This is a genomic window from Formosa agariphila KMM 3901 (assembly GCF_000723205.1).
Classification (GTDB): domain Bacteria; phylum Bacteroidota; class Bacteroidia; order Flavobacteriales; family Flavobacteriaceae; genus Formosa; species Formosa agariphila.
Window position 1 is genome coordinate 1,765,227 of sequence record NZ_HG315671.1, and the last position, 12,412, is coordinate 1,777,638.

15 protein-coding genes are annotated in these 12,412 nt (G+C 31.5%); 6 read left to right on the plus strand and 9 right to left on the minus strand.

Features of this window, described 5'->3' with window-relative positions:
• Nucleotides 1-115: 115 nt before the first annotated feature.
• From BN863_RS07590 to BN863_RS07605, 4 genes are all read left to right on the plus strand, one after another.
• Nucleotides 116-733, plus strand: a complete 618-nt coding sequence (locus BN863_RS07590; RefSeq protein WP_038529249.1) for a fumarylacetoacetate hydrolase family protein — start codon at nt 116-118, stop codon at nt 731-733.
• Between the two features lie 100 nt (nt 734-833).
• Nucleotides 834-1,406 carry a TetR/AcrR family transcriptional regulator gene (locus tag BN863_RS07595; protein WP_038529251.1) on the plus strand — a complete coding sequence of 191 codons (573 nt, stop codon included), beginning with the start codon at nt 834-836 and terminating at the stop codon, nt 1,404-1,406.
• A gap of 81 nt (nt 1,407-1,487) precedes the next feature.
• Entirely contained in the window at nt 1,488-2,588 is a 1,101-nt protein-coding gene (locus BN863_RS07600; RefSeq protein ID WP_051774941.1) for an MBL fold metallo-hydrolase, read from the plus strand.
• Between the two features lie 126 nt (nt 2,589-2,714).
• Nucleotides 2,715-3,587 carry a DMT family transporter gene (locus BN863_RS07605; RefSeq protein WP_038529256.1) on the plus strand — a complete coding sequence of 291 codons (873 nt, stop codon included), beginning with the start codon at nt 2,715-2,717 and terminating at the stop codon, nt 3,585-3,587.
• 14 nt (nt 3,588-3,601) lie between these two features.
• On the opposite strand, the gene BN863_RS07610 is transcribed toward BN863_RS07605, so the two are convergent.
• The 7 genes from BN863_RS07610 to BN863_RS18940 form a co-directional block, all read right to left on the minus strand.
• Nucleotides 3,602-3,979 (minus strand): hypothetical protein, encoded by a 378-nt coding sequence (locus BN863_RS07610; protein WP_148304579.1) that lies wholly within the window; start codon nt 3,977-3,979, stop codon nt 3,602-3,604.
• Nucleotides 3,980-4,020: 41 nt separating this feature from the next.
• Nucleotides 4,021-4,374, minus strand: a complete 354-nt coding sequence (locus BN863_RS07615) for a hypothetical protein (protein ID WP_038529257.1) — start codon at nt 4,372-4,374, stop codon at nt 4,021-4,023.
• 5 nt (nt 4,375-4,379) lie between these two features.
• Nucleotides 4,380-4,796: a GreA/GreB family elongation factor gene (locus BN863_RS07620; protein ID WP_038529259.1), complete on the minus strand. Its 417-nt coding sequence runs from the start codon at nt 4,794-4,796 to the stop codon at nt 4,380-4,382.
• 16 nt (nt 4,797-4,812) lie between these two features.
• Nucleotides 4,813-6,108 carry a Glu/Leu/Phe/Val family dehydrogenase gene (locus BN863_RS07625; RefSeq protein WP_038529261.1) on the minus strand — a complete coding sequence of 432 codons (1,296 nt, stop codon included), beginning with the start codon at nt 6,106-6,108 and terminating at the stop codon, nt 4,813-4,815.
• Between the two features lie 386 nt (nt 6,109-6,494).
• Nucleotides 6,495-7,820, minus strand: coding sequence for a sigma-54-dependent transcriptional regulator (locus tag BN863_RS07630; protein WP_038529262.1), 1,326 nt, complete (start codon nt 7,818-7,820; stop codon nt 6,495-6,497).
• Nucleotides 7,821-7,822: 2 nt separating this feature from the next.
• The gene (locus tag BN863_RS18935; RefSeq protein WP_316930379.1) at nt 7,823-8,269 is read right to left on the minus strand and encodes a sensor histidine kinase; all 447 of its coding nucleotides are present in this window, start codon (nt 8,267-8,269) and stop codon (nt 7,823-7,825) included.
• A complete protein-coding gene (locus BN863_RS18940; RefSeq protein ID WP_316930380.1) occupies nt 8,266-8,910 on the minus strand; it encodes a histidine kinase dimerization/phospho-acceptor domain-containing protein in 645 nt (214 codons plus the stop codon). Before BN863_RS18940 ends, BN863_RS18935 begins: the two co-directional genes overlap by 4 nt.
• Before the next feature lie 264 nt (nt 8,911-9,174).
• On the opposite strand from BN863_RS18940, the gene BN863_RS07640 reads away from it, so the two are divergent.
• A complete protein-coding gene (locus tag BN863_RS07640) occupies nt 9,175-10,104 on the plus strand; it encodes an EamA family transporter (protein ID WP_038529264.1) in 930 nt (309 codons plus the stop codon).
• Here BN863_RS07640 and BN863_RS07645 read toward each other — a convergent pair.
• Both BN863_RS07645 and BN863_RS07650 read right to left on the minus strand, forming a co-directional pair.
• Nucleotides 10,101-10,772, minus strand: coding sequence for a LytR/AlgR family response regulator transcription factor (locus tag BN863_RS07645; RefSeq protein WP_038529266.1), 672 nt, complete (start codon nt 10,770-10,772; stop codon nt 10,101-10,103). The two genes, BN863_RS07640 and BN863_RS07645, sit on opposite strands and share 4 nt — an antisense overlap.
• Nucleotides 10,765-11,694, minus strand: coding sequence for a sensor histidine kinase (locus BN863_RS07650; RefSeq protein WP_242404083.1), 930 nt, complete (start codon nt 11,692-11,694; stop codon nt 10,765-10,767). Before BN863_RS07650 ends, BN863_RS07645 begins: the two co-directional genes overlap by 8 nt.
• Before the next feature lie 298 nt (nt 11,695-11,992).
• On the opposite strand from BN863_RS07650, the gene BN863_RS07655 reads away from it, so the two are divergent.
• Complete coding sequence (locus tag BN863_RS07655) at nt 11,993-12,277, plus strand: EF-hand domain-containing protein (RefSeq protein WP_038529270.1); 285 nt, start codon at nt 11,993-11,995, stop codon at nt 12,275-12,277.
• Nucleotides 12,278-12,412: the final 135 nt, after the last annotated feature.

The window sequence follows — 12,412 nt, forward strand, 5'->3', positions numbered from 1 at the left end:
ACCTTATAAAATAATTTTAATTCAAGATGACTTTAAAAAGGTTACATTTAGCCTCTTTAATTATTAAAATAGATAAATAAATAACAAACAACATTATACTTTAAATACCATAGCAATGAAAGTACTAGCAATAGGTAAAAATTATGTTCTTAATGCTGAAGAATTAAAAACAACAACTAAAAACGGAAAACAACTTATATTTTCTAAACCAGAATCAAGTTTAGTAAAAGACAATAAAGATGTTGAATATCCATCGTTCACTGAAAATTTAGTTTATGAAGTTGAATTGGTGGTTGAAATTGGTAAAACAGGTAAAAATATAGCTGAAGCTGATGCTGCATCTTATATTTCAGGAATTGCAGTTGCTATTGATTATACTGCAAAAGATGTTTTAAACGATGTTAGAGAAGGAAAAGGACCATGGGATTTAGCTAAAGGTTTTGATGGTGCTGCTCCAATTTCCCCAGTGAAACCAATTTCTAATTTTTCAGATTTAACGAATATTAATTTCGATTTAAAAATTAATGGTGAAACTGTACAGGAAGGAAATACTAGTTTAATTATTTATAATTTTGAAGAAATTATTATTTTTGTATCTAAATACTTCACATTAGAACCAGGCGATTTAATCTTTACAGGAACACCTGCTTACGGTACAGGACAAATCCATAAAGGAGATCATTTGCAAGCCGCTATTGAAGGTGAATTGTTATTAGATTTTAAAATGATTTAATATCTAATTATATTCTATTAAAAACTTGAGTCTAGTGAGCTCGAGTTTTTATTTGCTTTATAATCGAATATTTATTCGTTTAATATTATATATTTGTAAAGTGAAACACAAAGACGAATTAAAACGAGAAGCCATAATTAATGAAACTATAGCTATAGTTTACGCTAAAGGTTTTGTTGGAGTTAAAATGGCGCATGTAGCAAGAAAGGTTAATATTTCCCCATCTACACTTTATGTATATTTTAAAAGTAAAGACGATTTAATTAGTACAATTGCTACAGAATTACTTAAAAACATTACAGAAATAAGTCAGAATCAATTAAATACCAATTTGCCTTATAAACTAAAATTTAAAGCAATTTGGTTATTTTACATCAATTTTGGAGTGAATAATCGCAAGGAGATGAGTTTTATACATCAAGTTAAGCAATCACCATATTTTGAAATGATTCCAGAATCTCTACGAAATTTAAAATCATCTTTTGTTCTAGATTTATTAGATGAAGGTAAGCGTGAAGGCTTAATTAAGAATTTAGATAATAAAATTTTATCTGCTTTACTCGAATCGTTTTTAAATGAAACTGTAAAGCTTATCGATTCCAAAACTTTAAAATTAAATGAAGAAGATACAAACACTATGTTTTTATTAGCCTGGGATGCCATTAAAAACTAAAAAAATTTTTTAAATAATCGAATTTTTATTCGGTTAAACTATTTAGAATTACGAATCATGTTAAAACGAATATTAAAAAAAATGGGAATTATAATAGGAGTGAGTATTTTACTGCTAATTCTAGGTGGTATTATATTTTTATATAGTAGTCCGGAATTTGGATCTAGACCTTCGGTTGTACAAGAACAATCTTTTGCACAAACTAATCATTACGAAAATGGGAAATTTGTAAATCTTGGTCATGTAGATATGTCAATGGGGGTTAACAAATTCTTTAAAATGTTAGTCGGGTATTTTAATCCGCCAAATGAAACCGTTCCCAATCATCCCATCGAAGTCGCATACATTAAAGCTACAGATTTAAAAAGTTACTCTGGAAGAGCGCGCATGTTTTGGTTTGGACATTCTACATTTTTACTCCAAATACAGTCTAAGAATATATTAATAGACCCAATGTTTGGCGATGTTCCTGCACCACATCCTTTGTTAGGTACTAAACGTTTCAGCGACCATTTGCCAATTAATATAGAAGATTTACCGTTTATAGATGCGGTTATAATTTCTCATGATCATTACGATCATTTAGATTATGGTAGTATTACAAAATTGAAAGATAACGTTAATCAATTTTATGTTCCATTAGGTGTAGGTGCGCATTTAGAATCATGGGGAATTGATAAATCACGAATTCATGAATTAGATTGGTGGGAAGATTTAAAAGTATCAGACTTAACATTTGTGTGTACTCCTGCACAACACTTTTCTGGAAGAGGGTTGACTGATAAAGGTAAAACTTTATGGAGTTCATGGATTATAAAATCTGAATCTGAAAATATCTTCTTTAGTGGAGATAGTGGTTATGGACCGCATTTTAAAACTATAGGAGATACATACGGTCCTTTTGATTTTGCGATGATAGAATGTGGACAATACAATGAACTTTGGCACGAAATACATATGTATCCAGAAGAAACCGCACAAGCAGCTGTAGATGTTAAAGCTAAACGCATGATGCCAATACATTGGGGCGCTTTTAAATTAGCCATGCATACATGGACAGAACCTGTTGAACGCTTAGAGCAAGCGGCAAAATTACATAACTTAAATGTGGTGATTCCAAAAATAGGAACACCTATAATGATTGATGATGCTACAACTAAATTTGATTCTTGGTGGGATTAAAATTGAATACAACACATTATAAATAAATCGTAAAGAATTAAGATATCATTCTATGGAGAATTATATATTTTTGCAACTTCAAATTTTGGAATTAAAAGGATTCTAAAGTAAAAAATATAATGTAAGATGCAATTAAAAGAATCCATTAAATTAATGCTGCTAAGTACCTTAGCTTTTGCTTGTATGAACGGTGCTGTAAAATATTTAGATAATATTGGAGCATTTCAAATTGTGTTTTTTAGATCGTTAGGGTCTCTGTTTTTTACTTTCGGATATTTATTGAAAAATAAGATTCCTTTAGTAGGTAAAAATAATAAGTTATTAATCTTACGAGGTGTTGTAGGACTAACATCAATGGCTTTATTTTTTATGTCCACCAAATATTTACCAATAGGAACTGCCGTTTCCTTAAGATATTTGGCACCTATTTTTGCGGCTATTTTCGCTGTATTAATCTTAAAAGAAAAGGTGTTTCCATTACAATGGGTTTTCTTTATATTGGCCTTTTTAGGTGTCGTAATATTAAAAGGTTTTGACTCTAATTTAGATACGTTTGGATTAATGCTAATACTAATTTCTGCAGTATTTAGTGGTTTAGTTTACATTATTATCAGTAAAATTGGTAAATCTGAACATCCTGTTGTGGTTGTAAATTATTTTATGATAATATCTGCAATAGTTGGTGGTGTAGTATCTATAAATAGTTGGGTAACTCCAGTAGGAATGCAGTGGGTATTCTTAGCGAGTTTAGGTGTGTTTGGATATTTTGGGCAATTGCTAATGACCAAAGCATTTCAAAATGCACAAACAAATCAAGTGGCACCAATAAAATATGTTGAAGTTATTTTTACTTTAATTCTTGGTGTAACCATTTTTGGAGAATCTTATCCGTTTTGGTCGTTATTTGGAATTTTATTAATTATTGTTTCACTCATTGCCAATATTATTTATAAAGATAAAAAGACAAAGAAATTAGCGCTTAAAGACTCTAAATCATAGCAAGGTTAAGAATCTTACTTACGCTTATAAAGTGTTAAATGCTTATAAATATCTGTTTTTAAAGCACGATATTCTTTTACGACGGTTAAATATTCTACACGTTTTTTTTCATGAAGTTTAGCCCGTTGGATATCATATTCTATTTGACCAAACTCTAATTCTTGTCTTAAAGCTTGCTCATATCGGCATAGTACACCCATAATTAATGTATTTCTACGTCTAAAATTCTGAATTAAATTTTGAATTTTTTCACTTTTAATCAATTGTCTGTTTAAAACACTAAACGCATTGATTTCTGTGTTTTTATACTCTAAATCGTCTGTCCATTGAGAGATTTCAAGAATATCTTTTTTGATGAACAAACGTCTGTTTTCGTCAACTTTAAATTGCATTTGGTTATTTACTTGATTGGAATGTAACATGACTAGAGGCATTATACCGTTAGTTTAGATTTAAAAGATTTATACTCGTTGATATGCTTTAGATAATCGCTTTTGTGTTTATTGTGTTCACGGATAAATGCCATACCAGATTGAGCGGCATCACATGTATTCCAAAACTCTCTAAACTCCTTATAATTGCGAAGCGTTTTTAAAATGGAATTATTTGTTGATGCTTTTAAAAGAACAGCCTTTTTAATTAAGGCATGTTTGCTATACTTTTTTTTAGTGCAAAACGTTTTTAATTCCTTTTTAATACCCTCCAAATGGTGTATCCAAGATTCTAACTCACCAGTACTATCCTGGTGAGTATAATCTAAATCGATATCTAATTTGTATAAATGCATAAGCTTTATATTACAATGTCTAATCCGTTATAATTAAATTCTTGTTCTACTGCGATTATTTTTAATTGTTTTGTTCCTCCAGGAAATTCCCATGAAATAATATCTCCAATAGCATATCCAAATAGGGCAGAACCCATTGGTGTTAGAATAGAAATTTTATTCAGACTTAAGTCTTTGTTTTGTGGAATTACAACTTTAATTGTTTTTTCCCAATCGCCATGAGACACAGTAACCATACTGTTAAAACGAATCACATCATCTGGCATGTTTTCATTATCTACAATTTCTGCATCTACTAATTCATTACTTAATTTTTGTAATGATTTTTTTGTTTCTATATCTTTAGAATAACCTGAAAGATTAAGTATGCGTTTTAAAAACACATACTCTTTCTTTTCAAGAATTAAATGACCGTACTTCATATTTATTTTTAATATTTTAAGGGAAAATCCCACGTTGTATATAAGCTTTTTCTATGCGCTGAATTGCTAAACAAAAGGCTGCTGTTCTCATATCTACACCTTCTGTTATTGCGTAATCGTAAACTCTTTTAAAAGATTCTTTTAATACTTTTTCAAGTTTAAGAATCACTTCATCCATATGCCATAGTTCTCCGTTTCTGTTTTGTAACCATTCAAAATAACTTCCAATTACACCTCCAGAATTACATAAAATGTCTGGAATAATGTCCACACCGTTTTGTAATAAGATTTGTTCACCTTCTACATTTGTTGGGCCGTTAGCACCTTCAGCAATTAATTTTGCTTTTATAATGTGCGCATTGTCTCCCGTAATCTGATTTCCAAGTGCAGCTGGTATAATAATATCACAATCAATTCCGAAGAAATCTGCTTTCTCAATGGCGTTAGAATCTGCAAAATTATTTACACTACCTTCATTATTGGTAACATGTACTTGCAGTTGTTTAACATCAATACCTTCAGGTTTATAAATACTAGCAAATGCATCTTGAACACCGACTAAAATGGCACCTTCTTGTTCCATAAAATACGAAGCCCAATATCCAACATTTCCAAATCCTTGAACAATAAAGGTTTTTCCTTTAAGTGAAATATTGCGTTGTTCTGCCCATAATTTAATGGTAATAAATACACCATATCCCGTAGAACGATCACGCCCTTCAATACCTCCAGAACCTACAGGTTTTCCTGTTACTACGTGCTGATAGGTTGACCGTTCAGATGGTCCTTTGGTTGACATATAGGTGTCTGCAATCCAAGCCATGGTTTGTGCGTTGGTGTTAACATCTGGAGCAGGAATATCATGTTCTGGCCCAATATTATCTCCTAAAGCATAAGTAAAACGTCTAGTAATACGTTCTAATTCTGACTGAGAATATAATTTTGGATTGATTTTAATTCCACCTTTAGCTCCACCATAAGGCAAACCTGCTAACGAGGTTTTCCAAGTCATCCACATAGCTAAAGCTTTAGCAGCATCTATATCTACTGTTTCATGATAACGTAAGCCGCCTTTATAAGGCCCTAATGCATTATTATGTTGAACGCGATATCCGGTGATAATTTCTACATCACCATTGTCCATTTTAACCGGGAAATGAATAATAATTTCATTATTGGTAACATTAAGGATTCTGCGAATATTCGGGTTTAAATCGATGTGGTCGGCTGCTTTATTAAATTGTTCTAAAACATTGGCAACCATACCTGTCTCATTTTTCTTTACTGGTAATTTTATATCTTTTGTAATCATATAAAAAAGTTATAACTGATATTAATAGAATAAGTTAACTGTTTGTTTTTCTAAAGGTGGCCTATTTGCTAAATCCAAAAAATGAACATTTTCAAATTCGCTACACGACCAAACTTTTTCTTTGTGTGCCGTTAAAACACATGTTTTAAAATGCACGCAATCCGGACAAATATTTAATTCAGTTGTTTTCATACGTATATATTTCTATTTACAACATATATAAGACAAGTCTTATGCCAATAGAATTCTAGGTGTGCGTGGAAATATAGAAACCCCTTTAAAACACTTGATTTTAAAGAGGTTTATGTGAAATTAATTTTGAAAGTAGATAATTAGGTATCGGTACAAAATCACCCAGTAGGTACAAAATTACTCAGTAAACGATATCAATCTTTTAGTTTTTCGCGTAAGGTTTTTCTATTAATTTGAAGAATTTCTGAAGCTTTAGTTTTATTGTTGTCGCACGCATGCAGAACTTTTAAAATGTATTGTTTTTCCATGGCTTTCAATGATATAAAGTTGTCGTCAGAAAAGTTTATATCGTATTTTAAAGATTCAGGTAGCGATTCTACGGTAACCGTATTGTCGCTTAAAATAATGGCACGTTGAAGAATGTTTTCTAATTCTCGAATATTTCCAGGCCATGTATAACGCTCTAGAATTTTAAGTGCAGCTGGATCTATTTTTATAAACTTATCTTTATATTCCAATCCATATTTAAATAAAAATTTATCGACCAATAACGGGATATCTTCAGAGCGTTCTCTAAGTGGTGGTACATTTATTTCTACTACCGTAAGGCGATAATATAAATCTTCTCGGAAGGTTTTATTTTTTATCATCTCTTTAAGATTACTATTGGTGGCAGTAATAATTCTTAAATCCATTTTTTCAGATTTTTGGGCACCTACTTTTACGACTTCTTTTTCTTGAAGTACACGTAGTAATCGCGATTGTACTGCTAAAGAAGCGTTGCCAATTTCATCTAAAAAAATAGTTCCACCATTGGCCGCTTGAAAGAATCCATTTCTATTGGTATCTGCACCTGTAAATGCGCCCTTAACATAACCAAATAGCTCTGCTTCTAATAAGTTTTCTGGAATGCCTCCGCAATTTACAGCTATAAAAGGTTGTTTAGAAAATTGTCCCTGATAATGAATTGAACGCGCAACCAACTCTTTCCCTGTGCCGCTTTCACCAGAAATAAATACAGTGGCTTTATTGTTTTTTACACGCTCTATAAGCTGAATAACATGCTTGATGCCTTTCGACTTACCTATAATTTCACCATACTTTTCGCGATTTAAATCAGAGCTGTTTTCCGATTTAGAGGGTTTAGTATTTTGCGCTAAAGTTTTGTTTAATGCTTCTATTAACTCATTCCTTGTAAAAGGTTTTCTTAAATATTCTACTACTCCAGATTTTATTACCGCTAAAGAATCCTGAATAGAAGGGAAGCCTGTAATAACCAATTTTGACATATTAGGGTAATGTTCCGAGGCAAATTTTAAAAGCTCAAAACCATCAATTTCTGGCATTTTTAAATCTGTAATTAACACATCTATTTTAGTGTCTTTTAAGATGGTAACTGCCTCACGAACAGAAATAGCTTTAAATGTATGGTAATTTAAAGATTGTAAATGACGTTGTAACAGTTCTAAAATATGTACATCATCGTCTACAATTAATATATTTTCTTTTAATAAAGACATGCTTAAAGTTTAGGTAAATTAATAATAAATGTAGCGCCTTGGGGTGTATTATTTTCTACAGTAATACTTCCTTTATGACTCGTAACAATACCATGTACAACACTCAAACCTAAACCAGAACCTTCACCAACGGGTTTTGTAGTAAAAAAAGGTTGAAAAACCTTGTCAATGTTTTCGGCAGGTACACCTTCACCTTGATCACTAATTTTTAAACACATATTGTGTTCTGTTTCTGTAAGTTCAATAACAATAAGGTCGTTAGGTTTAGAGTAATATATGGCATTAATAATTAAATTGAATATAATTTGAGTAAGCTGTATATTATCTGCTTTAAGATGTAACGTTTCACTATCTATTTTGGCGATATATTTTACTTGATGCTTTTTAAAACTTGGCTCTAATAAACTTATGGCATTTTTAATAAGAGGTATAATATTTACGGTCTTCATTTCTTGGGGCATTTCGCACGCAAAAACATAAGCTTTTTAACCACCTCACGGGAGTAAATGGCATTACTTAAAATTTTATCTAAGTCGTTTAATTCATCTTTGCTCGTAATTTTTTCTTGAAGTAACTCCGCAAAACCAAGGATGTTTGCTAAAGGTGTATTGAGTTCGTGAGCGATTCCTGCAGTAATTTCTCCAAGAATATTTAACCGGTCATTACGTTCCATCTGTCGTTTTAAAGACGCTTCGTTTTTAATAATTTGAAAACGCTCTAATAGACTTCCAACCTTTAATGCAACATTTTTTAGAAGCGTTTGTTCTTCATCTAAAAAGGGTTCATGAACTATTTCTGCTGAAGAATAACACGCCTTAATATAGCCGTTTTTAATATTAAACAATTTTATTGGCCCAAAAATACAAGGTGAATTTTTATCTGCTTTTCCTGTTTTAACTGTAATGTCGTTATTATGAATACAAATTTCTGTGTGATCCGGATACTGAAAAGCTTTTTTTAAACTATAAGAAATAGCATGGAACATATCCTCAACTTGCTCGTAATTGGCATTCACAATAATAGACGAAACTTCATAAAGACAAGTCAATTCTTTTATACGTTCTTTTAAAGCGTGTTCAGTAGTATTCATAAAATTTTAATTAATCTATAAATTTATACAAATATTACACCATTATTTTAGTTATATGAAGATTTTTTGAGCTTTTATTGATGATTACATTTTAGTTTATGACCTTAATTCTGAAGTTACAATCACACTTTAATTCTGCTGATATTCAGGTAGATACAGTTTTTAAAATTATATGGTTATTTTAAGCAAAGACTTGAATCAAGCTTAAATTTATTTCCTAGTTTTGTGAATCCTAATTATATTAATCATTTCATCAAATTAATTATGAGTAAACCCAAAAAAGGTATTTTAATTATACTTTCGTTTTTCGCCATTTATGTGATTTGGGGTTCTACATATTTAATGAATAAAATTGTGGTGACCGAAGTTGCTCCCTTTTTATTGGCAGCCATTCGCTTTTTAAGTGCAGGAACTTTAATCATGATTATATCGAAAATTTTAAAGTTACCTTTACGCATAACAAGAGCGCAATTTTTTAATTGTGTTATTGCTGGATTTCTATTCCTATTTTATGGAAATGGTATTTTTGTTTGGGCACTAAAGTATGTCGATAGTGGCTTTGCTGCGTTAATTGTAGCCACACAACCTTTGTTTGTGATTTTCCTTATGCGAATCCTCCAAGGCAAGAAAATTAAACCAAAATCTTTAGTAGGTGTTGGTTTAGGTTTGGTGGGGATGTATTTATTAATTAGTCAAGATACCCTAAATCTATCTAGAGAAAGTAGCATTGGAATTGCGGTTATATTTACCTGTGTTTTAGGGGTGAGTTTTGCTAGTATTTTTGTGTCTAAAGCCGATTTACCGTCTCACTTTTTTGTTACGACTGGCTATCAAATGTTAACTGCAGGAACGCTTTTAATAATTGGGAGTTTAGTGTTGGGAGAAACGTGGACTAGTCCGTTAGATTGGAGTTTAAAGGCGCAAGGCGCTATGGTTTTACTTATTCTTTTTGGGAGTATCGTCGCGTTTACAGCCTTCAATTTTTTATTAAAAGAAGTATCTACAGAGAAAGTAGCAACCTCAGCTTATGTAAATCCTGTAATTGCTTTACTATTAGGATGGTATTTCTTGGACGAAAACATCAGTCAGCAGTCTATTGTTGCTGGATGTGTTTTGTTAACGGGTGTTTACTTTATAAATTCTAAGAAAAAGTTTGTGATGTTTTCTAGATTCAAAAAGAATCTGAAAGTTTAAAACAAGGTACTTTTTACAGTATCGTAATACGAATCACTTACCGGAATAGTTACTGTATCTAAAATTAAATCACGCCCTTTTAGACCTGTAACGTGCTGCTTGTTTACAATATAAGAACGATGTACTCTTATAAAAAGGGCTTCAGGTAAGGATTTTTCTAATGATTTTAGCGTCTGATAACTCATAATTTTTCTGTTATCTAAATGAAACACCACATACTCGCTATCACTTTCAATATAATTAATATCGGCTAGTTTTATTTTGTGTAAATCGTAACCCGATTTAACGGTAATGGATTCACTTTTTGGAATTTCAACAACATCAGCCTTCAACTTATTCACAGCTTTTAAAAACCGCTCGAACGTGATAGGTTTCAGTAAATAGTCTAAAGCATTAAGTTCAAAACCTTGAATAGCATATTCAGAATAGGCTGTGGTAAAAATCACTTTGGTTTCTGCGGGAATAAGTTTTGCAAAATCAGTTCCTTTTAAGTCAGGCATTTGTATATCTAGAAAAATAAGGTCGATGTGTTCTGTTTTTAGAAGCTTTAACGCGTCTAACGGATTTTCGAAACTGCCTTTTAATTCTAAAAAATCAAGCTTTTTTACATAAGTTTCTAGCAAAGTTCTAGCCAATTCTTCATCGTCTATTATGATACATTTATACATGTTGTTCTAATTTTAAAGACACACTAAATATATTATTTACTGTTGTAATTTGTAAACTGTGGGTGTTGGGATATAAAATAGATAAACGCTTTTTTACATTTTCTAAGCCAATACCGCCCATAGCATCTTTACTTAAAGGCGTGTCTGGAATACTGTTTTCAATTTTAAAACGGATAGTCTGATCCGTAGTCTCTATGTTTATCGTTATAAATGTATCGGTAATTTTTTCAATATTCGAATGTTTAAAGGCATTTTCCACAAACGGAATTAAAAGCATAGGGGATAACATGATGTTGGGATTGCTTACCTTAAAATCTGTAGAAATCGGATAGGTTTTGCTGCTTTTTAAACGGAACAATTTGATGTAATTATCGATGTAATCCATCTCTTTTTGTAGGGATACTAAAGGCTGTTCACATTCGTAAAGCACATAACGCAGCATATCCGATAAGTAACTAATACTCTGCTGGGTTTTAGCGGTATCTATGCCCGATAATGCGTAGATATTGTTTAAAGCATTAAATAAGAAATGCGGATTAATCTGAGATTTTAAGAGTTTCAGTTCTGTATTTAAAGTTTCCGCTTGACTCTTAATTAAGGCTTCTTCATTTTTCTGATTATGAAAAACAACTTCAACCACTATCGCTAAAATATAAGCAAGCGCTATTAGTAAACCCTGCGTAAGAAACATAGATGGAGGTCTTCGCGGAAGAATATTAGGTCCGCCGCCATGTGGTCGTGGTAAAGGCATCAAACTTTGCGGTGTAAAGAAGGAACCTGCAATTGTAATTATTCCCAATGCCAGTATAGAAATTCCAATAAACAATACGTATTTTTTACTGAATAAAAACTTAGGAGCAGCATAGTAAATAAGAAAGAATATCAGAATTATCTGAGCGACAAAAGCAGAGAGATTTTCCATAAAAAAATGGTTCACCCAATTTTGTCCAGACCATAACACAAGCCATATTATAATTAGTAATCCTACTTGAAAACTAAAGCGTTTCAATTTGTTCATGTCTTATTTACTTCTTTAATACACTACAAATTAAAGTAATTAAAAATGAATGCAATGCTTATTTGCTACAGATTCTGGGTATAGAAATAGGGATTTACTTATGTTAATATGCCGTTCACTTAAAAGTACATGCTATTGGTTGATTACTTTAAAATGATATCTAACTAATGTAGAACTTTGTCATATAAAATCTATAATAATTATGAAATCACAAGTTTTAAAAACCGTACTAGGAATCGCATTAGTCACTGTTTGTAGCGTTCAATCTATGAATGCGCAATCTAAAGGAGAACGTAAAGAACCGCCTTCAGCTGAAGAAATGATGAAGAAAATGGATGCTGATGAAGATGGTCAGCTTTCTGCAGAAGAAGTAAAAGGCCCTTTAAAAGATAGTTTTGCAGATATAGATACAGACGAAAATGGCTTTATCTCTTTAGAAGAATTAGAAAAGGCGCCTAAACCAAAAGGAAGACCGTCTAGAGATTAAATACAACTTCCCCCTAATAATTACATTAAATAGTGCTGATGCTAGGTTTGTTAAGAGCTAAACAAACCTAGCATTTTTTATATCTAGACAGCAGGAAATCCGAATAAATTAGAATTGCAAGCATTCCTGAGAAAA